The sequence below is a fragment of the Rhizobium sp. Root1204 genome (genome assembly GCF_001424965.1).
Taxonomy (GTDB): Bacteria; Pseudomonadota; Alphaproteobacteria; order Rhizobiales; family Rhizobiaceae; genus Pararhizobium.
Map to the genome: position 1 here is coordinate 21,538 of NZ_LMCZ01000044.1, position 21,480 is coordinate 43,017.

Genomic DNA, 21,480 nt, shown 5'->3' on the forward strand with positions numbered 1-21,480 from the left:
AACTTACTGCCGCTATCTCTGCCGGAGATCAGAAGAAAGCAAATATAGTGATTGCTTTGCTCTTTCTTCCCATGCCTTGGCCCCCTGATCGCGTGCGAAAGAGATCGCCTCTTGAAACGACCTCCTGGCCTGAGCGGCCCGGCCCGTCTGCCGTAGCAGTTCGCCTCTCAAACGAAGCAACTCAGGCATGTAGTAGTGCTCGCCGGTACGCCTCGCGAGCCTCAGACCTTGGTCAACTGCCGCTGTCGCCTCGTCAATTCGTCCCATTCGAAGGTAGCTATCGGTAAGCACGCCTAGATAGCATGTCTTATCGACCTCCTGATCACCCATATTGTCGCAGATGTGCTTCATCTGCGTGAGGCCGGAGGCGTCTTGGCGACCTGCGGCCTTGGCCCACCCAGAAAAAAACGACGCGAAGTTGAGCCAAAGCTGAAATCCGTTACGTGCCGCGAGCGGCACGAGTTCATCGACCAGCCTCTCGAGCGTCTCTACATCCTGGCGAAGAGACATCAGTATGCAGCCGTTGCCCAGATACGCAGCGAGGTGGTAGTCTGCCTGTCCGCGGGTCTCCATTTCAGCCACGCGGAACAATTCCATAGCCGCGTCAGCCTCCCCAAGTATTTGCAGCGTCCACGAGAGATACAGCATCGACATGCTTGGAAAGTCACTTCCGACCTCATGGGAATGCTCGCGGTGCTCCAGGGCCTTTAGCAACGCCTCTCGCGCCTCCGAAAACCTGCCGCGCGCGAAAGCGCACATCCCTCCGAACTGCAATCCGAGCACAAGGGCCTTGGTGTTGCCGTCCGTGCGGCCAATCTGCTTGAGTTGGTTGCTAGCCCATTCTGCGTCAGAGAAACGTGCGGAGTTGAATGAAGTTCCGAACAGGCCATCCAAGGCTCGGATCGGCGCCTCCGAATTGCCGGTAGCCTCGCTAAGCCGCATGACGTTCCGGTACGCGTCGCTACCCTCGCCAGTCATGTATCCATATGCCGCATAGAGGACGTCGCCCCTTTCGAGTTCAAGGGTCAGCTCTTTGCTGTCACGCACCGTCGACAGCGGCATTTTACCCACGCATTCTATCCCTTTCGAGAACATGTTCGCAGCCTCGACTTTTGCCCACGTCGCCCCAAGCTTCCGGCCCGCTCTGAGCCAGTAGTCGGCAGCGCGCTCGAACTGCGTTGCATCGTGGTAGTGCTGGGCCAGAATCTCCGGATGCTCCACGACCGTCCTCGGTTCGACAACCTCGATCGCCCTGGCAACGAGGGCATGAAGCTCCCGCCGCCTGCCCCGAAGCAGCGCCCCCTGGGCGGCCTCCTGCAACAAACTGTGAGAGAAGGAGTAGCGGGGCCAATCGCCGACATGCTGCGGCGCGATGAGTCCGACGGCGACAAGACGTTCGAGCTGCGGCCGCAGTAACTCGCTCGAAAGGCCGACGACATGGGCGAGTGTCTTCAGGTCGAATTCCCGGCCAATCACGGCTGCAGTCTGCGCGACCGTCTTGACCACGCCGAGCTTGTCCAGCCGGGACATGAGCGCCGCCTGGAGTGAGTTGGGGATGGCTACGTCGCTCTCGTCCTTCGCCCCGGACAGGTCGGACGAATCGGCAGCAAGCATGAGGGCTGACCTGGCGAGTTCCTCAAGAAAGAGGGGAACACCTTCGGCTTTACTGAGAAGCTTCGAAACGACACCGGAAGACAGATGCCCCCCTTCGACGACATTCCGGACGAACTCGCCAGCCTCTCCAAGGGAGAACCGTTCGAGTGCAAGATGTACCGTGACGGCTTCGTCGAACTCAGCCTTCGTCCAAGTCTCCCGCGAGGTAACCACGAGGAGCACCGGAAACTGCTCGACGCAGCAAGCGAGTGTCTGAAGAAGCTTGCCGGAGGATGGATCGATCCATTGCTCGTCTTCTACGAAAAACATCAGGGGGCCAGCGCTCGCCAATTGCCGAAGCCAGTCCGAAAATACTTGGCTGATCGCCGCCTCCTGTTCGGACGAGGCAAGCCTGGATGGTTCGCATTCCGGTTCAAGCGCCAGAAGCCGTGTGAAGATCGGATACGAAACCGACAAGGGGACGCTGCTGGTCGACAGAGCGGCCCGCAGCCTTTCAGACGGAAACGGCGCATCGTCTGTAATGCAGGCCTCCTGCTTAAGCAGTCTCAAGAACGGAAAAAGTGCACTGTTGGTGAAGGCAGGGGCGCACTGAGCAACGAGCGCCTTCGATCCGAAAAAATTACTTCCAATCTCGTAGAGCAGGCGCGATTTACCTATCCCCGGCTCGCCGCTTATCAATGCGACGCGCCCGTGGCGGTCAGCTCGCACTGCGTCCCAGAGGGCCTCGACGGCATTCAGTTCACTCTTCCTTCCTACCAGCGGTGTCGATCGGAGTTTCCCCGCAAAGCGGTATTGCCTCGCAATCGGTTTGAGAGCGCGCCGGATGTGGATGGGATCGCTAAAGCCTTTCAGAGTCTTCCCGCCGACATCGGCGTATTCGAAGGCACCCGACGTTGTTTGGTAGGTGTTCTCATCAACGTAGATGCCGTTCGGTTCGGCTATCGCCTGAAGTCGGTGCGCGAGATTCGGGACGTACCCGAACGCTACCGTCGAAATCCCGGCAGGTGCCCCCTCAATATCGCCGACGACGACCAGACCGCTTGCAACCCCGATCCTCACGCCAAGACGCGAACTGTCCGGCGTCTCTATCTGTGGGACGGCCGCCACGATGTCGAGCGCTAAGTGCATCGCACGTTCGGCATCATTCTCCTCCGCCGTCGGAAAGCCGAACAGGACTTGCAGCGCGTCACCGACGTAGTTGGCGACGAACCCCCCGTGCAACCTTGCAAGACCGCTGCATCTCGACAGGAACGTCTGTGTGAGCTGACTGAAGTCCTCAGGGTCGAGTCTGGAGGCATATTCTGTCGAACCGACCATGTCGCCGACCAGGATCGTTAACTGTCGACGTTCGACTGGAGTCCGATCACTCCCAGGCTGCCGCACTGAACTGCCGAGCACAGCGATCGCTGCAAGCAGCTTGCGGCGGGGGCCCATGGGAACGCCCAGTTCGCGCAGATCTCGATCAGAAAGCAGAGCAAGCGTGTCAAAATCGATTTGGGCGTCGACGAATTTGTCCGCCAAATGTCGCAACCCGATCTCGGCTAGCCATGCGGTGACGTCGTTCATCGCCGATTCCACTCAGTTGAAATTGAGCAGCGCTCAACTTGCGCATTTTATTAGTTCCAGCTACTATTCTCAATAAGGTCATTCAACAACTTGAGTTTGTTCTATACGCGATCACATGGTGACCGCGTTTACTGGTAATGCTGCGAGAACGTTTGGTGCTGTCCGTTGATAGCGTATGACATGGCGCAGGGGACGGGACGGACCTCGGCAGCCAGCACGGAGGGGACCAACGTGAGAGCATGTAAGCTTTTCGGGACTGTAGCCCTTTTCTCGTTGTTTGCGGCCGCACCCGCATTCGCGATCAACGAATGCCCCGGGTCAAGCGAGATGCCCTGGAGGGACTACCGTAAAGGGTCATTAACTGCGCCCTCGCCAGAGGAACGGCGCGACGTGATAGACCTGCTCTCCCAATATGCATGGAGGATGGACAATCGTGATTTTATCGGGCTGGCCGAATTGTTCGAGAACACTGGGCAGTACTTCCACTGCGACCCAGGCAACGTGAATGCCGTGCTTTCCATTTCGGCAGGATCGCTGGCCAAGCAATTCGAGACGCTGTTCGCGAACCTCGCCGCTACCAACTCCAGCGCCACCCGGGTTCTTAGCAGCATTCTTATTGGAAAAAGGGAAGACGGCACCTTCGAGGTTGCTTTGACGGTCCAGGTGAGCATTCAGACGATCGGCGTCAGCGCGGTACAACCGGACTACACGGCCAAGTTATACGCAACGATCAAAAAGAATGGCAATACGATGAACTTCAATGTCCTAAAGCTCGCCCCCTTCCAGTCCGGGATCCAGGCCAGCGCGCGTTGATCATCCGCGCAAGCAGTAAATGAGGGAAGGAAACTTGGGGGGCCTCGTCCAACTCATCGCCGCGTTTGCGGTTGCGCTTTATCTACTGATTGGCTTGGAGTTCCCCGTTCTGCGAGAGTTGCATGCCGGGCACCTCGAGGAAGTGGGACCCTTCTTAGCTTCTGACCCAAAAGCCGCAACAGCCGACACCCCAACCGTGTCGCCATACGACCTTCTTCTTCAGTGGAATGGCGAGGTGCTGTGGGCTCCGGCGACGGCAAGCACCGATCCGGTGACGAAATTCGGCGACGAGGCTAGGTCGGTATTCGGCCCCATACCGGACGGGGTCTGCACGGGTCTGAACTCGAGACCGGTCGGTCTCGAAGTTGACGGAAACGCCGTAAGGCTGGAACCAAATCCTTCCAAGGTAGACGCTCCGCTCGAATTTGCGCACCGTAACGTCGAAGGCCGACTGGTGAAGTGGACAACCGCCGTTGACCGCTGCGACAAGCCCTCGCTCGCGGGGGATGTAACCTTCTGCGCACTGAACTCGAGGGTCGGCCGGGTCACGCGTGACCATATACATTGGCTGTTCCTCTGCCGGAAGTCGTCCGAGAATCTCGAAATTGAGGCGGATTCCTACTGGACTGAGACAGATCCGCGGTTCTCCCGGTACAGCGCGATCGGTTTCAACGACGTCACGGGCGAAATCGCGTTCCTTGACGGCCGGAAGGACCGCTCCGTCTTCGACTGGAGGGAGCGGTTTCCCCCGCCCGGTGGAGCGACATACGGTGATTTAGCCGGACGGCGCGTCGCGGAAAACCTATACGACGGGAGCGCCAGGGTTGATTGCGTACTCTGTCATGACAACAAGAAGCCAACGGTTGTCGATCCGCACATGCAACAGGCAAGAGTCGGCTACTTTAAGAGCAGACATGATCCGCGCGCCGTGTTCAGCATGGGCAACTTTCTTCCGGCCCGCGTCGCGAAGCAAGAACTGCCGTTCCGCGTGATCGGTTCGGGATATTCCGCTGTCCATGCTGGCACGCTGCTTGACGCTAAGTCCGTCTTGATCGACGGCCATCCGTGTTCGGGCTGTCACAGCCTTACGACGCTGGAGTCGGGACGCCGCTTCGCCGCCGACGCCGCTGGGAAGACCCCTGTCATCCCGAACGCGACGATGATGCAGAACGCAGCCCTCTTCGCGCAAAAGGTAGCCCTCACGCTCGTGCAGAACCACAGGACCGAATGGGCCTCCGCCTCCGGAGAGGGCAGGATCAGCCCGTGGATGATACCCGAGCACGGTGGCAACCTATGGAAAGGTGTGAGTGGACTCAATGACGAGGATTGGTTGCGTCTCAGCCAATGTGCGTGGGGCGTCGGTGGAAGCGAATGTGGGTACAAGGCGCTGTTCACGCCATGCCCGCCCCCGGGCGTCGGCGGTGACACCTTCGTGCCAGCGGACTTTTCGACCAATTTGCGCTTTCGCCCCGCTACCACGGGCGGCGCGCAAAGAGTCCTGAGCCTTTCTTGGAAATACCTGAACGGCTACGGTTACGTGCCTGCCCGCGACGATGTACGCTTCAACGTGGCATTCGAGACGATGGACGTGCCGATGGTCCACCGGCCACCGGCTAAGCACGAATATCCAACGATTGATGAAGCGAAGGGAACGGGTTTTCCCGCAGCGGCAGGAGGTGTCGGCACCTCAGGATCGGCGACGCTCCTGCAAGACATTTCCTTCGCCGGACATAAAAAGTGGACAGATCCCGCGCCGTCCAACATAGCGCGATTGTATTCGGTCGATGTCCCGGCGGCATGCGGGAAGCGGTATCTTTTTCGGGTCGTGCCTAAGCGCTTCTGCTTCGATAATTCTGGCGTCCGGTTCAGCGAAACAGAATATCTACTCTACAAGGACGTAGATTGCGGCATATAGATCGAACGAAGTCGATACCGAGTATCGACTCTTTCTTCCGCATCGAGGTGGCATCCTCAAGACGCTGATGTGAAAGCGGCGGCGTGCAACTTCGACGCCATCACCCACGCCCTCGGCGTAACCGCCCGATTGGCACCGCCTGCCGCATAAGGCCTTGATGGCCTAAGACACGTGTTTAACGACGTCGTTAGGGACGTGTCTTATGGGGGGATTGCGATGCGCGTTGAAATTCTTGGGCAAGAGCGGCGGCGTCGATGGCGCGACGATGAGAAGCTGGCGATTGTCACGTGTTCAGGCGTGGGGCTTTTCATGTGGCTCTCTACAAATACGTACACGGCCTGAATCGGCGCCACATTTCGGCAAAGAGCACGTCGATGAACCAAGCATAGCGGTGGCACAGCCACGGTTCGGGAATTTGCGCATGCAACTCCGGTTCCCAGCCTGCCTCGACCTGTCGTGGAACAGCGAACTTCCTTCCTGTCGATTAGGTCGGCTGCCATTCGTTGACATGGATAGCGCCGCTTTCGGTCAGTTCGGTGCATAGGAAATGTGAAAGTTCATCGCCCCTAATTACGGCGGCGCTCAGCCGGCCAGTCCGATACGCTCCGGTATCCAGAGCGATCCGATTTGAATAGACTTCGGGACGAAGCGACTTTGTGATCGTATGACCATGTAAAACCACATGGTCAAAGATGTCCATGTGGTCGAGGAAGCCCGTCCTGATCCAGCGCAAATCGTATTCGCTTTGATTTGCGAGTTGAACGCCGGGACGTATTCCAGCATGAACAAAACAGAAGCGCCCGATCTCCTTGAATGTCAGCGCATTTTCAAGCAGGTCCACATGGTGTGGAAAGACGAGGCGGATGTCTGCGGCGATATTTTCGAAAGCGGGAACCGGGTGGTTGGAATATGCACTCACTGTCGCAACGCCTCCCCAGTCCATCCAGTTGACGGCGTCTTCATCAGTCAGAGCACCACGAAGCAGCTCACGCAGATAAAAATCATGGTTGCCAAGGATCAGCCGAGAACCCGGATAAAGGTCGAGCGTCGAACAGACCTGATCGAGGACTTTCGGGCTGTGAGGGCCGCGATCGATCAAATCACCCAGGAAAATCACGACCGGCTTGGATTGATGATCACGCGCGTGAGCAGCGATATGCTCAAGCATGGCTTTGAGAAGATCAGCGCGTCCATGGACGTCGGCAATGGCATAGACAGTCGAAGATAAATTCTCGGTCATAATCACAAAAAATTCCCGCAGGCGTACATTGTGCCTGACGATAGATAGTCCAGATGCTTGTAAGATGTCAGGACTTGGAGCGGCAAGGACGTCACCAAGGCTGAGCCTTGGTGACGTAATCTCCTATAGGCTATACCGCCCGTGACGCGCCATCAAAAGTGAATACCGGCACGAAATTTCCGCCCTGTCTTACCCCGGTTTGAAACGTCGCGCCGGGATCACAGTATAGCCGGCGGCAAGCGACGGCGTGATCGTGGAGATGGGCTCGCCCAACGACGATCTGGCGAAGGACACGTCCTGGCTGCAGATCGTCACGCTTTTGCGACATGGGCAACAGCGTTCGAAACTGGATTGGCCAGTCCCGTTCGGCGGCCGCGACGGGTTGGAGGCAAGCACCGCCCGAAGGCGGATGCTCCGGACGGTGGATGAACCAGACGGTCAGCGGCGGCGGAAACCGCCACCTCCATGGAACCCGCCACCCCCATGAAAGCCCCCGCCCCCGTGGAAACCACCGCCACCAAAATCACCACCGCCGTGGAAGCCGCCACCTCCGAAGCCACCGCCGCCAAAACCGCCGCCGCGCTGGAAATCGCCGCCATCGAAACCACCCCGTGATGGGCGGCGGATCATGTCTTGCTGGAAGGCACGCTGGTTGCCGATCTGACGGCCGGCACGGTCAAGGCCGAGATTGTCCGGCGCCGCCGGCCGGACGCGGTTGGTGTGCCGCTGGACCGGCTTCACCGCATCGCGGTTCTGGCCAATGTTCTGGGCGGCATCTGGATGTTTGGCGGCGAAATTCTCGCCATGCTGTTTCAGATTGTCGGTCGATGGCTTCTGCACCGGGTCCCAGCCATCTGGCGTGTGCTTCTGCCATTGGCCATTGTCGCGGCGGTAAACGTTGCCATCGCGTCCGGCATAGATATCGCCGCCCTTGCCGCCTGCAACAAAGCCATGATTACCGTCGGAGTTGCGCCAGTGAACGTAACCGCCTGAGGCGTTGGTCCCACCGGCGATATGCGCAAAGTCGGAGCCATGCTTGACATTGGCAGATCCCCAGGAGCCATAGACATTGTGGCCGCCGCGCGCCATCACGCCATTGCCGGTGCGCGGATTGTAGGCCGCAATAAAGCCACGCTCTCCCGCCGGGCCTGAAATGGCCCCGCCGCGAATGTAGGTGCCTGTACGGGGATTATAGGCCGCTCCGCCTGCAATGCCGCGATAGGGACCATAGGCATAGCCGTAGCGGCCGAAGGTTCCAAAAGCCGGATTGTAGAAGGCGCCGACGCCATAGCTCACCGGGCGCGGATAATAGGGCATATAGCCGCCGCCCGCCCAGCCGTAATCCCAATAGTCGTCATAGGCCCAGCCGGTACCATAGACAAACGTATCCCAGGCCAGATAGGCGCCGAGATAGCCCATGGTATATCCGTACCAGACCGCATCCGGCTCCGACTGGTAAACGCGCACATAGGTGGCGTTATAGACCGGCGAGGAAGGCGGTATTTTGTAGATTTCGTCCGGCACAGCCTTGGCGACGGCAAACGGGCCAGTGGGGTTTGGGCCCTCGAACCAGACACCATCCTTCAAGACGAAATACGTGTCGCCAACCTTGATGACCTGCTCATTGGTATTGACCGCATAGGAGAGCGAGGTACCGTCGATCGGTTCGAATTTCGGCTCCCCGCTGTAGGAAACATCGACCTTCACCGATCCGTCGGTGGAGACACGGGCAGTTTGTGGGATGCTGGCCTTCAGCCGCGCCTCGGCATTTTCCGAAGTGCCCGGTACCGATGCCCGCACCGCATAATAGGGCGCATCATCCGGAATGTTCTGGAAATCCGCCGGCAGGTTCGGCGTTGCAAACGTCCAGGGGCCGTCGAGCGAAGCCGCAGAGAACCAGCGGCCGGACAGAAGCACATACCATTGCTTGCCCTTTTCGTCATAAAACACGTCGCTGGCGGAATTCGACGCCCATTTCAGCGCAGTGCCTTTGACGGGTTCCAGCTTCGGCTCGCCTTCGAACTGGATCAGTTCGGCCGGTGTTTCCGAGTAGACGACCTTGGGCAGTTTGTAACCTTCCACCGCCGTCAGCGGAATGGCCGTGCGGGCAGCTTTCCAGTTGTCGTCATCGGCCAGGTTCGTCAATGCGTTCGGAAGGGTTGCCGCGACCTGCCATCCAGCGGCCAGATCCTTGGAGGTCAGCCAGGTCTTGTCATCACGCAGATAATAGCTCTTGTCCGTATCGGCCTGAAACAGATCCCAATTGGTATTAACCGCGAAAGAGAGCCCCGCCGAGCCCTTGACTGGAGCAAGCACGGGCTTGCCGTCCATCTGCAGCAAAATAGCAGGTGTCTCGCTGATGAAGATCGGCGGCGGGTCCGATTTCAAGCCTTGAACGTCGTCCATACGCTTGTAATCGGCAAGACTGGCTGTCAGGCGCTCCTCGGGATAGGTCAGATCGCCTGTCGGCATCAGCTTGCCGACTTCCAGCGACAGATCGGAAATCTGGCTCCGGTCGAGTGCTGAAAAATTGATCTCCGTGGCCTTGATATTACTGAGGATGACGGTGCCGGCCTCCGCATCGGATACCGTGTCTGCGCTGACGCCGATGACGCCGAAGATCGGCTTTGCATCCTTGGTTGGCTTGTATTCGGTGGCGATCAGCGCCGAGAGCGTGGTGAAATCCCTCCAATCGGTGATCTGCGGTTGATAGAGCGTGATCTCGGCGCCGCCGTCCGTGGTGTAGATCCGCGGCCAGCCCGGGCGGTCCGTCGTCGCGTCGGCCTGGTTGAGATATTTGCCGCTGACGAAGCCCTGTTCGCCCTTGAGCGAAACCGCACACCACGCACCGCTGTCGTCGCACTCGCCCAGATCAACGGTGGTTCCCTCGACAAGCTGGCCGAGGCTATCGAACCCCGTGCCTGGGCCTGAACGGAAATTCACATTCGCCGTTGTGACCGCAGGTCCCGCTAAAGCGGAGCTAGCCGTCAATGCGGCGGTCATGAACACAAAACCAAATCTGACCATCGTTCTCATCCTTGTCATGGGCATGACGTGCCGTCGCGTTCCCGCTGGGCTCGCGGGGAAACATGCCTGGAAGCCTTGCACGATGGCGCGCTGATACAAGTACGTTACAGTTACTTTTGCGATATCGGGAAAACGCCGGACCGGTGTGGCCCGGGCATGGGCTAAACCAGACCCGGCACGGCTGCTGGTTTCAGAAATTCAGTGCCTGCGCCTTTAGCACGCCAATCTCGAGAAGATCGGTCAGTTCGGCCGTGAAATGCCGGGCATTCATACTCTTGCGAAATGCGGCGCCGAAATCGGCGCGGCCGGCGCCGAGGCTGGCTAACGCCAATCGCGCGTCGTCGGCCCTGCCCAATTGGCCGGCTGTAGCAGCCTGGACTGCGTAAACGACATAGTCATCCGCTACATTCAACTGCCGTGAGAGGGTCAGCGCATCATCGAAGCGCCCCAGGCGGTAAGCATTCAGTGCGCGGGTGAGCAGGCTGTCCGGTGCGGCATTCTGGTCCATCTGGGCAGATTGCACGGCAAGGCCGGCGCCGTCTTCCCAACGCCCCGCGGCAAAGAGATAGAGCCCCAGCCGTGCGGTGATATCAGTATTGTTGGGATTGAGGGCAAGCGCCGCGTATCCCGTCTCGATTGCGGCCTCCGTCTGGCCGGCCCGGAACTGGCTCATCATCAGCGCGTATTTGCTGCGGTCGGAAAAGGGCGAGAGCTTCACCGCATCGCCGGACAGCTTAGAGGCCCGGGCGGAGAGATCCGTCGGCGCCTCTATCGGATCCTGCGCAAGCAGGACAATTGCCAGTTCCGCCCTGGCTGCAGCATCGTTGGGTACAATAGCCAATGTCCGTTCAAGGCAATTGCGGGCATCCGCAATTCCTGCTTCGTTTCCACGGTCGCCTGCCGCGATCGCTCTCAAGGTGCAGCCGTTACCAAGCGAGGGTGCATCGAATTCATGCTGTGTTTCAATGGTGTTGATGACGCCACGGGTTCCCACAAGCGTCCGCGCCAGCCGGTTCGCCAAGTTCTCACTTGAAGAAAAGACGGGCGACCCCGGCGGGAGCGGCTTCTCGATACCCGACAACAAAACCTCTCCGCTGGACGCAGCCGCAACTTGCCACCAGATGGAGCTTTGGCTGCCCTTCCCTGGTACTTGAGCGTAATATGGTAATCATCAGCCACCCGCTGGCCCCGCATGGCTGAGACCAGTTTTGGGGGAGACCATTCGCCCAGTGAAGCTGCAACCACCGCAGCGCCGGGAGATGCAAGCCGGACAGTCTGGAACTGCGAGATTGCCAGCGTGAGATAATCCCGGAACTTGCCAACTTCCCGCTGTGGCATATCTTCGTCGCCGTCCAACACTATGGAAATCAACGGCTTCTGCCTCAAGGAATTTTTGTTCCAGGCATCAAGTCCTATCGTCAGAGCATAGGCGGCAATGCCAAGGCCGACCAGCAGCCAGGTCAAAGCGAGCCCGGTATGGGCGCTCCAAAACCGCAGGTTCGAACTCTTTTCCAAGCTTGGTGTATGATGAGATAAATCCGGCGCCGCGGTTTCTGCCATGGGGCTGGTCATGTCGTTTGGCGCCATGCGGGAGAAGACTGGAACGTACTGGCCCCGTGGAAGATCAACGCGGATGCCGGTGTCGCTTCCGTGAACCTCATAATATTGCGTCAGCGCGGCGCGCAGCCGGGTCGCCTCGATGCGCACGATCGGATCAACCGACGCATCGAAATTGGCTGGACGACCGAACACATCGACGGCGATCGTGTACGCCTTGATCGCCTCGGCTCTGCCTTCGAAATACTCCGATGCAATGAAACGCAGAAAATTTCGGTTGCGTTCCGGAGATAGAAAGCGGGAATCCGCGAGCAGCCGGTCAATTTCGGCCTGCGCCTCCGCCAAGTCGATATGTTCGCAGAATGATCGATCGATTTTACGCTCGCCGCTCATGCCTGCCCCCAAGTTTTCAACCTGAGGTCACAGTACCGCACAAAATCCGCATGCCAGTCAACCGCCCTTTGCTGAAGTACCGCGCCCAAAAACGCCAAAAATTCCGTTGACTGTTTCAAAAGTGATAATTTGGCACAGAAGCGTCCTGCTTTGGAGCAGGCTCAAAAACACAGGCTAAACAAAAGGATATGGCGGTATATTAGCGTGGTTTTGTCTGTTCGCTCAGACAGATCTCGATCACTTCGCTCTCGATTTCGCTGCACAGTATCTCATACTCGCGAATGATCGCACTGTCCGCGTTCGGATACTTTCTCAAGGAATCGAGAGTGGAGCTTGCATCCTGGAAAGCGTCACAAAGGCTCAGCAAACTCGTATTCCGCACACTGAGAATCTGAAGCTGCCCGCGCAGCGCGGGTAACCTCAACATCAGCTTCCACAAACCCTTCTGCGCCGTGTCTGTCGACATCGATCTGGTACCTGGTTTGGCCGAGGATGCATGCCTGTCAGTTTACCGCTCCGTTTAAGGCAGGCCTCAAACGGCTACCCAGATATCTATGCGCTTTTTCCGGTCGGACGGGAGTACGTTACGGTTACAATTACCTTGCAGACGACATCACGCACGTGAAAGTGCGCCGCTTGTGCCCGGTGAGCCAGCTGCCAAAGGGAAACCGTCTAGAAATCCCAGTCGTCATCCTCGGTCGCAACGGCCTTGCCGATGACATAGGACGAGCCGGAGCCGGAGAAGAAGTCGTGGTTCTCGTCGGCATTCGGCGAGAGCGCCGAGAGGATCGCGGGATTGACCTTGCAGGCTTCGACCGGAAACAGCGCCTCGTAGCCGAGATTCATCAGCGCCTTGTTGGCGTTGTAATGCAGGAACTTCTTGACGTCCTCGGTCAGGCCGACGCCGTCATAGAGCGTTTCGGTATATTTGGCCTCATTATCATAAAGCTCGAACAGAAGTTCGTAGGCGAAGTCCTTGATCTCCTGCTGCCTTTCAGCACTCAGCCGCTCCAACCCCTTCTGAAACTTGTAGCCGATGTAATAGCCGTGCACGGCTTCGTCGCGGATGATCAGGCGGATCATGTCGGCGGTGTTCGTCAGCTTGGCCCGGCTCGACCAGAACATCGGTAGATAAAAGCCGGAATAGAACAGGAAACTTTCGAGGAAGACGCTGGCGACCTTGCGCTTCAGCGGATCGGGGTTGCGATAATGTTCAAGGATCAGCGCCGCCTTTTTCTGCAGGTGCTCGTTTTCCTCCGACCAGCGATAGGCATCGTCGACATCGGGTGTCGAGCAGAGCGTCGAAAAGATCGAGGAATAGGAGCGCGCATGCACCGCTTCCATGAAGGAGATGTTGGAATAGACAGCCTCCTCGTGCGGTGTGATCGCATCCTCCATCAGTTTCGGCGCACCGATGCTGGTCTGGATCGTGTCGAGCAAGGTCAATCCGGTGAAGACACGGATCGTCAGTTGCTGCTCTTCCGGCCGTAGGGTCGCCCAGGACGGAATATCGTTGGAGAGTGGCACCTTTTCCGGCAGCCAGAAATTTCCGGTCAGCCGGTTCCAGACTTCAAGATCCTTGTCGTCCTCAATGCGGTTCCAGTTGATGGCGCGCACGCGCGAGACGGTCTTGATGGCGATGTTCATGGGATGTCTTTCCTCGATAAAATCTTACGGACCGCCCGGCCCCCTCACCCTGCCCTCTCCCCGAGGAGAGAGGGGAACCTCGCGCCAGCCGCTTGTCTCTTCTCCCCATCGGGGAGTAGGTGCCGGCAGGCGGATGAGGGCACAGGCGTAGCTGAGATGGCCTCAAATCAAAGCGTACACGACACACACCCCTGCACCTCGGTGCCGGAGAGCGCCATCTGGCGAAGGCGGATGTAGTAGATCGTCTTGATGCCTTTCTTCCAGGCATAGATCTGCGCCTTGTTGATATCGCGCGTCGTTGCCGTGTCGCGGAAGAACAGCGTCAGCGACAGGCCCTGATCGACATGCTGCGTTGCCGCCGCATAGGTGTCGATGATCTTTTCGGGGCCGATCTCGTAGGCATCCTGATAGTAGTCGAGATTGTCGTTCGTGAGGTACGGCGCCGGATAGTAGACGCGGCCAATCTTGCCTTCCTTGCGGATCTCGATCTTCGAGACGATCGGGTGGATCGAGGAGGTCGAGTGGTTGATATAAGAGATCGATCCCGTCGGCGGCACGGCCTGCAGGTTCTGGTTATAGAGCCCCGTCGCCATGACGTCCTTCTTCAACGCCAGCCAGTCTTCCTGTGTCGGGATGTGGATGCCGGCAGTCTCGAACAGTTCGGCCACATGCTCGGTCGCCGGTGTCCATTCCTGTTCGGTGTACTTGTCGAAATAGTCCCCGGAGGCATATTTCGAATTCTCGAAACCCTTGAAGCTCGATCCACGCTCGACCGCGATCCGGTTGGACGCCCGGATGGCGTGATAGGTCACCGTGTAGAAATACATGTTGGTGAAATCGACACCTTCGTCCGAGCCATAATAGATGCGCTCGCGGGCGAGATAGCCGTGCAGGTTCATCTGGCCAAGACCGATGGCGTGGCTATCGTCATTGCCCTTCTCGATCGATGGAACCGAGGAGATGTGGCTCATGTCGGAGACGGCGGTCAGCGCCCGGATCGAGGTCTCGATGGTCTTGCCGAAATCGGAGCTATCCATCGCAGCTGCAATGTTCAGTGAGCCGAGATTGCAGGAAATATCCTTACCCATGGTCTTGTAGGACAGGTCATCATTGTATTCGCTGGCTTCGCTCACCTGCAGGATTTCCGAGCAGAGATTGCTCATTGTGATGCGGCCGGCGATCGGGTTCGCCTTGTTCACCGTGTCTTCGAACATGATGTAGGGGTAGCCGCTCTCGAACTGGATTTCCGCCAGCACCTGGAAGAATTCACGCGCCTTGATCTTCTTCTTGGAGATGCGGGCGTCATCCGCCATCTCGCGGTACCTTTCCGTCACCGAAATTTCGGTGAACGGTACACCATAGACGCGCTCCACGTCGTAGGGCGAGAACAGATACATATCCTCGTTGTTCTTCGCCAGTTCGAAGGTGATATCCGGCACGACAACGCCGAGCGACAGCGTCTTGATACGGATTTTCTCGTCGGCGTTTTCGCGCTTGGTATCGAGGAAGCGCATGATGTCGGGATGATGGGCGTTGAGATAGACGGCCCCTGCCCCCTGGCGCGCGCCGAGCTGGTTGGCATAGGAAAAACTGTCTTCCAACAGCTTCATCACCGGAATGATGCCGGACGACTGGTTTTCGATCTGCTTGATCGGTGCACCCGCCTCGCGAATGTTGGTGAGCGACAGGGCCACGCCGCCACCGCGCTTCGACAGCTGCAGCGCCGAATTGATGCCGCGGGCAATACTCTCCATGTTGTCCTCGACCCGCAGCAGGAAACACGAGACAAGCTCGCCGCGCTGTTTCTTGCCGGCATTGAGGAACGTCGGCGTTGCCGGCTGGAACCTTCCGGAAATGATCTCGTCGACCATGTCACGGGCGATCGCTTCATTGCCCTGCGCCAGCGTCAGCGCCACCATGCAGATGCGGTCTTCGTAACGCTCAAGATAGCGTTTTCCGTCAAAGGTTTTCAGGGTGTAGCTGGTGTAATACTTGAAGGCTCCGAGGAAGGTCGGAAAGCGGAACTTCTTCGCATAGGCGTGATCGTAGAGGTCGCGCACGAAGTTGAAGGAATACTGGTCGAGAACCTCGCGCTCGTAATAGCCTTCGGTCACCAGATAATCGAGCTTCTCCCGCAGATTATGGAAGAACACGGTGTTCTGGTTGACGTGCTGGAGGAAATACTGCTTCGCGGCCAGCCGGTCCTTGTCGAGCTGGATCTTCCCCTCATCGTCATAAAGGTTCAGCATCGCGTTCAGCGCGTGATAGTCGACTGCCGTTTCCGTCGCCTTCAAAGGGCGTTCACCGGCGGAAGGAGGAAAACTGTTGAGCGGTTTTGTGCCCGCATTCCGCGTCAAAGTCTCTGAGACGTCCAAAATCGTTCCAATCCGTTTCTAACGTTGGCGACGTCCTCATCGGTGCCCAGAAGCTCGAACCTATAGAGATACGGCACTTCGCATTTGCGTGAGATCACGTCACCCGCGAGACCGAACGTCTCGCCGAAATTGCTGTTACCGGCAGCGATCACGCCCCGGATGAAGGATCGGTTGACCGCATCGTTGAGGAAGCGGATCACCTGTTTGGGAACGGCGCCCCGGCCATCATCGCCGCAATAGGTCGGCAGGATGAGGACGAAAGGCTCGCGTACATCGGGCGTTTTCGCGCCACTGCTGACGGGAATACGGGCCGATTTCAAACCGAGCTTGGCGACGAAACGATGGGTGTTTTCCGACAGACTGGAATAATAGACGATCAGCCCCATCGCTCGTCAGACCGTACTCAAGAAAGCGCGCTGATCTTGTCCGGCCGGAATCCGGCCCAATGGTCTTGGCCGGCAATCACGACCGGAACCTGCTGGTATCCGAGACCGATCACCTTTGCGAAGGCGTCCTCGTCCTTGGAGATGTCGATGACCTGATAGTCGATGCCTTCGCGATCGAGCGCACGGTAGGTCGCGGTGCACTGGACGCAGGAAGGCTTGCTGTAAACGGTAATGTTCATGATTTTCCTCGTGATCTGTCGTGTTGCTAGGCGCACGAAAGGGCTCCGAGCCGCTGCACGCGGATCCGATCGTGTGGTTTTCATTGCGAGCTGGCGATCAGGCTAGGCGTGTACCGCCGATCGCGATCCCGCATCTCGTGGTCTGCGAATTCGATTGACTGACATGCCTTCACCCCGAAGCCTTTTTTTGGCGGACATCGGAAGAACGCAACACAAAGCGGAGCCATTCCGCTGCACATCACGCGACCTTCCGGACACCCCGCCCGTGGACGTTTTGTTTAAGGCAGGTCTCCTGGCTTGCGGGTCGTGGCGCCTGTTCCGTCTTCCCGAAGATCGATGCCTTCAGTGACTTGAAATGAAACAGGTACTTGCCGCTTACAGTTGCGGGGGCAGCTCCGGTTTTGCCCGGCCAAAATGGCTGAACGCACCGCATTCCCTCTTAGCCTCCGAATCTTGCGAGTCAGAGGAACCTTGAGCACTAGATATAGTATACGGCGTGAGAACAACGTCAATGTGTAGGCTTCGGAAACATGCCTCCTGGCACATAATTTTTCCGGCATTGCGGATAATGGGGCGTTAATACCGGGTCACAGGAATTGCAAAAGGCCCGGAGCATCGCCCCGGGCCTTCGATATTCCAGGATATTGCGAATGCCGATTTACTCGGCAGCGGCAACCGCGCGGCGGCGGCCGATGGTGGCCTGGGTGAGCAGCAGCGCGCCAACGGCGCAAAGCGCGATGCCCATGGCCATTGGGACGGCGGTACCGTCGAAGAACACCGATGCGATCACCATGGCGACGGCGGCCGTGACGAAATGCAGCGTGCCCATCAGCGACGATGCCGTGCCGGCAATCTCGCCGTGATCCTCCAGCGCCAGCACCGCGCTGGTCGGAATGACCAGGCCGAGGAAGCCGTAGCCGACGAACAGGAACGCGGCCATGACCGGAAGCTGGTTGAAACCAAAGCTCATGACGATGGCCATCGCAGCCATGGTCAGTGCAAAGGCCGTTACGGCAATCCGCATGACGCGGACAAGCCCAAAACGCTCGCCGAACCAGCCGGTCGCCTGCGATACCGCGAAGAACGACACGGCATTGATGGAGAAGGCGAAGCTGTATTGCGTCGGCGTCAATCCATAATAATCGATCAGCACGAAGGGCGAGTTGGCGAGATAGACGAGGAAGCTGGAAATACCGAGCCCGCCGATGAAGGTCAGCGTCAGGAAATTCTTGTCTCTGAGCAGCCGGCCGTAAGCCGCCATGGCGCTGCGCAAACCGCTTTCGGCACGATGTTCCCTAAGGCGGGTTTCCTGCAATTGCGTCGCAAGGAGAATGAGGCCGATGAAGGCGGCGATCATCACGGCCCAGAACACGCCACGCCAGCCGTAGAATTCGATGACGGCACTGCCGGTCAGCGGCGCCAGGATTGGCGAGATGCTGAAAACCAGCATCAACAGCGACATCAGCCGTGCGGCCTGCACGCCGGTATGCATGTCGCGCACAATGGCGCGCGGGATGACCATGCCGGCGGCCCCGCCGATGCCCTGCAGGAAACGGAAGGCGATCAGCGTTTCGATATCGCTCGCCAGCGCGCAGCCGATGCTGGCGAGCGCAAAAATGCCGATGCCGATGTAGAGCGGCGCCTTGCGGCCCCACATGTCGGACAGGGGACCATAGACCAGCTGCGACAGCGCGAAGGAAATGAAGAAGGCGAGCAGGCTGAGCTGCACGACGTGGTTTTCCGCGCCAAAATCCTGTCCGATCGACGGCAGCGCCGGCAGGTACATGTCGATGGCGAAAGGACCGATGGCTGATAGCAGGCCGAGGATGAGGGCAGTCCGGAAGAAGGAGGACGTCATGGGATCGTCTTTCAGAAAACAGCGGTACGGAACCTGACCGGTTTCGCGCCGCGTTGCCTCACGGGGTTCAATGGAAACGTTTCAAGCCCGCACGCAATGCTTGGGAGAACATCCGCACGCTTGGAAATTCATGTCAATATAATTGGACACGCATGTAAAATTAGACACCATTGTCTAAAACGTCAAGAGGCATTATCTTGGACTGATGAAAGCTCCGAATGACCCCGTTCCCAAGATGTCCGTCCACAGCCAGCGCGGGCAATGCGCCAAGCGCCTGTCCATACTGGAAGCTGCCGCCGAGGTGTTTTGCCGCCAGGGATTTGCCGGTGCGAGCATCGATGAGATTGCATCAGCAGCCTGCGTGTCGCGCCAGACGGTCTACAATCACTACCGGGAGAAGGATAATCTGTTCACCGCGGTGGTCGAGGACGTGATGGACCGGGCAAACGCCATGCTGTTCGCCATCCTGTCGACCTTCCCCGAAAAGCCGGACAATCTTGAAGATGACCTCGTCGGCTTTGCCGTGCGGCTGAGCCGCAGCTGCATCTGCAATCAAGACGGAAAATTCCTGCGCAAGCTCGTCCAGTCGGAGGGCGAGCGTTATCCGCATCTGTTTGAAAGTTGGCGCCAGCACGGCCCTGGCAAGATCGGCACGGCGCTGGCGGCGCTTTTCGCCAGACTGTCGCACAAGGGGCTGCTGGAGATCGACGATTTCGACGTCGCGGCTCGTCAGTTCCTGGCGCTGGTCAACGCAGACCTGCAGATGGGCACCTTGTTCGGGGTCACGCCAACCGACGAGGAACTGGACAGTGCGGCCCACAATGCCGTGCGCACATTCCTGCGGGCCTACGCGCCAGCGCAGGCAAACACCCCGGCGGTCAAGACGGCATGAATTCCGGCGTCAGTTGACGCCGGTGATCATCGAGACAATTTCGTTCTTGTTGGTCTCCGACGTCCTGCGGATGCCGATCTGCTTGCCGCGGCGGAGCACGCAAATACGGTCCGAAAGCTTGAAGACCTGATCGAGGCTATGGCTGATGATCAAGACGCCGATATTGCGCGATTTCAACGACTGCACGATCTCCTCAACCTTGGCGGTTTCAGCAACGCCGAGCGCTGCCGTCGGCTCATCAAGCAGGATCAGTTTTTTGGCCCAGCGAGTGGCCCGCGCAATCGCCACACCCTGCCGCTGGCCGCCGGAGAGATCGCGGATCGTCGCATGCGCCGACGGAATGCGCACATCCAGTTCCTTCACCAGCTTTTCCGTCTCGGAAATCATGGTCTTGCGGTCGAGCAGGCCGATGCCGTTGGTCAGTTCGCGGCCGAGAAACATGTTCATGTAGACCGTCTGCTGATCGGCCAGCGCCAGATCCTGATAGACCACCTCGATCCCGTGTGACCGGGCCATGGTGGCGCTGGACATGGCGACGGTCTCGCCCTCGATGGTGATCGTACCGGATGACGGGCCGTAGACGCCGGAAACGATCTTGATCAGCGTCGATTTGCCAGCGCCGTTATCGCCGACCAACGCGACGATCTCGCCGGGATAGATATCGAGCGAAAAATTCTCGATGGCGACAACCGCATCGAAATTCTTGCGGATGTCCTTGAGCTGCAGCACAGGGGCCAGAGTGTTCATGGTCATTCTCCTATACCGGCCAGGATTGGGGTTCGCCGAAGCCGTTCTCGATGCTCTCGACTTTCGGCATACCTGTGGCAATGCCCGAGACGCCAACGACATAGGCGCGGGTGACAAAGGCCTGACCACGAAAACCGAAGACCGCTGCATCACCGGGCTTCGGCGCGTTTGGCCCCGCCGCATCGATCATCGCGTAATAGTCGATCGCCGAAGGCGGCGGCACCTCGACGCTGCGCAGGGACGACGCAGCCACGGTCGGCTCGCCGGAAACGATCGCCTTGACGTCATAGTCAGGAAAGATCGGGTCGATGTAGAAACCACCGCCGAAACAATAGGCCTTGCCGCCGGAAAGGTGCGAGACCTCGGTGAGATAGCAGACCGCCGGAAGCTCCGGCAAATCTTCGACCACATGCAGCGCCGTCGTGCCATGCAGACCGTTGCCGGGCTCGCATTGCGTCGCGCCGGCATCGGCGAGCGCCTGCAGCAGAACCGAAGACGTCGTACCCGGCGCATTGACCTCGATGCCGGTGCGTCCGGCTTTGGCCAGCGCCTCGGCAGCCTTGGTGAGTGTCGCCAGATTGTGCGTCGGCAAGACCTTGCGTGTCTTGTGATCGAAGAGCAGCGCCGGAAACGTGGTGATCCCGGCAAAACGGCCGCCTTCCAGCGCATCGAAAGCGTCGGCGACGGCGGCGACGTCAGCGGCGTCGAACCCGCCCTCGTGGCCGCGGTAGAACGTATCGCCCTCGGCCTTGATGCGGGCCAAGAGGTTCTGCACATAGCCGGCTGCGCTGGCGCCATCAGCGGCCTCGCGCGCCTTGTCACCATTGAACACGGTCCAGTAATCCGGCCGGAAGGCTGCTGCCGCGGCCTTGGCCTCGTGGCGGGCCACCTGCTGCAGATGGCCGAGATGGCCGACGCGCAGGCCTGCCCGGTGCGTGGCGCGGGCGCAGGCCATGTCGACCGCCACGGACCGGTCGATGCCGCCTCGCTGCACGGCGGCGCAGAAGGAGCTGGCGCGGCCGACCTGCTTGGTCATGGCGAAGATCTTCAAACCGAGCCGGTCGGCCTCCGTCTTCAAGACCCGGGCATTGGCCTCGACGGCATCGAGATCGAGCACATAGGCATTGGCCGGGATCTTGCCCTGCCGGTGCAACGCGATGGCGGCTTCGAGGAATTTCGGATTGCGGCGGCGCAGAACGTCGAGAAACATG

General features: G+C 58.9%; 15 protein-coding genes and 1 riboswitch. Of the genes, 3 read left to right on the forward strand and 12 right to left on the reverse strand.

Going from position 1 to position 21,480, the window contains the following annotated elements; all coding sequences use genetic code 11:
• Positions 1–12: 12 nt before the first annotated feature.
• Entirely contained in the window at positions 13–3,180 is a 3,168-nt protein-coding gene (locus ASC96_RS30545; RefSeq protein ID WP_060506830.1) for an adenylate/guanylate cyclase domain-containing protein, read from the reverse strand.
• A gap of 390 nt (positions 3,181–3,570) precedes the next feature.
• Between ASC96_RS30545 and ASC96_RS30550 the strand changes: the two genes are divergently transcribed.
• Complete coding sequence (locus ASC96_RS30550) at positions 3,571–3,993, forward strand: hypothetical protein (RefSeq protein WP_244482395.1); 423 nt, start codon at positions 3,571–3,573, stop codon at positions 3,991–3,993.
• Positions 3,994–4,027: 34 nt separating this feature from the next.
• A complete protein-coding gene (locus ASC96_RS30555; RefSeq protein WP_060507018.1) occupies positions 4,028–5,908 on the forward strand; it encodes a hypothetical protein in 1,881 nt (626 codons plus the stop codon).
• A 484-nt stretch (positions 5,909–6,392) separates the two neighbouring features.
• On the opposite strand, the gene ASC96_RS30560 is transcribed toward ASC96_RS30555, so the two are convergent.
• The 9 genes from ASC96_RS30560 to ASC96_RS30605 form a co-directional block, all read right to left on the reverse strand.
• Positions 6,393–7,148, reverse strand: a complete 756-nt coding sequence (locus ASC96_RS30560; protein WP_060506831.1) for a metallophosphoesterase — start codon at positions 7,146–7,148, stop codon at positions 6,393–6,395.
• A 438-nt stretch (positions 7,149–7,586) separates the two neighbouring features.
• Entirely contained in the window at positions 7,587–10,175 is a 2,589-nt protein-coding gene (locus tag ASC96_RS30565) for an SH3 domain-containing protein (RefSeq protein WP_060506832.1), read from the reverse strand.
• 190 nt (positions 10,176–10,365) lie between these two features.
• The gene (locus tag ASC96_RS30570; RefSeq protein WP_156397738.1) at positions 10,366–11,169 is read right to left on the reverse strand and encodes a hypothetical protein; all 804 of its coding nucleotides are present in this window, start codon (positions 11,167–11,169) and stop codon (positions 10,366–10,368) included.
• A complete protein-coding gene (locus ASC96_RS30575; protein WP_060506834.1) occupies positions 11,088–12,125 on the reverse strand; it encodes a hypothetical protein in 1,038 nt (345 codons plus the stop codon). The genes ASC96_RS30570 and ASC96_RS30575 overlap by 82 nt, the downstream gene beginning before the upstream one ends.
• Positions 12,126–12,797: 672 nt before the next feature.
• Positions 12,798–13,772 (reverse strand): class 1b ribonucleoside-diphosphate reductase subunit beta, encoded by a 975-nt coding sequence (gene nrdF, locus ASC96_RS30585; protein WP_060506836.1) that lies wholly within the window; start codon positions 13,770–13,772, stop codon positions 12,798–12,800.
• 167 nt (positions 13,773–13,939) lie between these two features.
• Entirely contained in the window at positions 13,940–16,147 is a 2,208-nt protein-coding gene (gene nrdE, locus ASC96_RS30590) for a class 1b ribonucleoside-diphosphate reductase subunit alpha (RefSeq protein WP_060506837.1), read from the reverse strand.
• Positions 16,126–16,533 (reverse strand): class Ib ribonucleoside-diphosphate reductase assembly flavoprotein NrdI, encoded by a 408-nt coding sequence (gene nrdI / locus ASC96_RS30595; protein WP_060506838.1) that lies wholly within the window; start codon positions 16,531–16,533, stop codon positions 16,126–16,128. Before nrdI ends, nrdE begins: the two co-directional genes overlap by 22 nt.
• A 17-nt stretch (positions 16,534–16,550) precedes the next feature.
• Complete coding sequence (nrdH, locus tag ASC96_RS30600) at positions 16,551–16,772, reverse strand: glutaredoxin-like protein NrdH (protein WP_037097908.1); 222 nt, start codon at positions 16,770–16,772, stop codon at positions 16,551–16,553.
• Positions 16,773–17,036: 264 nt separating this feature from the next.
• A riboswitch (cobalamin riboswitch) is annotated at positions 17,037–17,261 on the reverse strand.
• A 169-nt stretch (positions 17,262–17,430) separates the two neighbouring features.
• Positions 17,431–18,630: a multidrug effflux MFS transporter gene (locus tag ASC96_RS30605; protein WP_060506839.1), complete on the reverse strand. Its 1,200-nt coding sequence runs from the start codon at positions 18,628–18,630 to the stop codon at positions 17,431–17,433.
• Between the two features lie 205 nt (positions 18,631–18,835).
• On the opposite strand from ASC96_RS30605, the gene ASC96_RS30610 reads away from it, so the two are divergent.
• On the forward strand, positions 18,836–19,522 hold the full coding sequence (locus tag ASC96_RS30610; RefSeq protein WP_060506840.1) for a TetR/AcrR family transcriptional regulator: 687 nt from the start codon (positions 18,836–18,838) through the stop codon (positions 19,520–19,522).
• 9 nt (positions 19,523–19,531) lie between these two features.
• On the opposite strand, the gene ASC96_RS30615 is transcribed toward ASC96_RS30610, so the two are convergent.
• Both ASC96_RS30615 and ASC96_RS30620 read right to left on the reverse strand, forming a co-directional pair.
• Complete coding sequence (locus ASC96_RS30615; RefSeq protein WP_060506841.1) at positions 19,532–20,269, reverse strand: ATP-binding cassette domain-containing protein; 738 nt, start codon at positions 20,267–20,269, stop codon at positions 19,532–19,534.
• A 10-nt stretch (positions 20,270–20,279) separates the two neighbouring features.
• Positions 20,280–21,479 carry an alanine racemase gene (locus ASC96_RS30620; protein WP_060506842.1) on the reverse strand — a complete coding sequence of 400 codons (1,200 nt, stop codon included), beginning with the start codon at positions 21,477–21,479 and terminating at the stop codon, positions 20,280–20,282.
• Position 21,480: the final 1 nt, after the last annotated feature.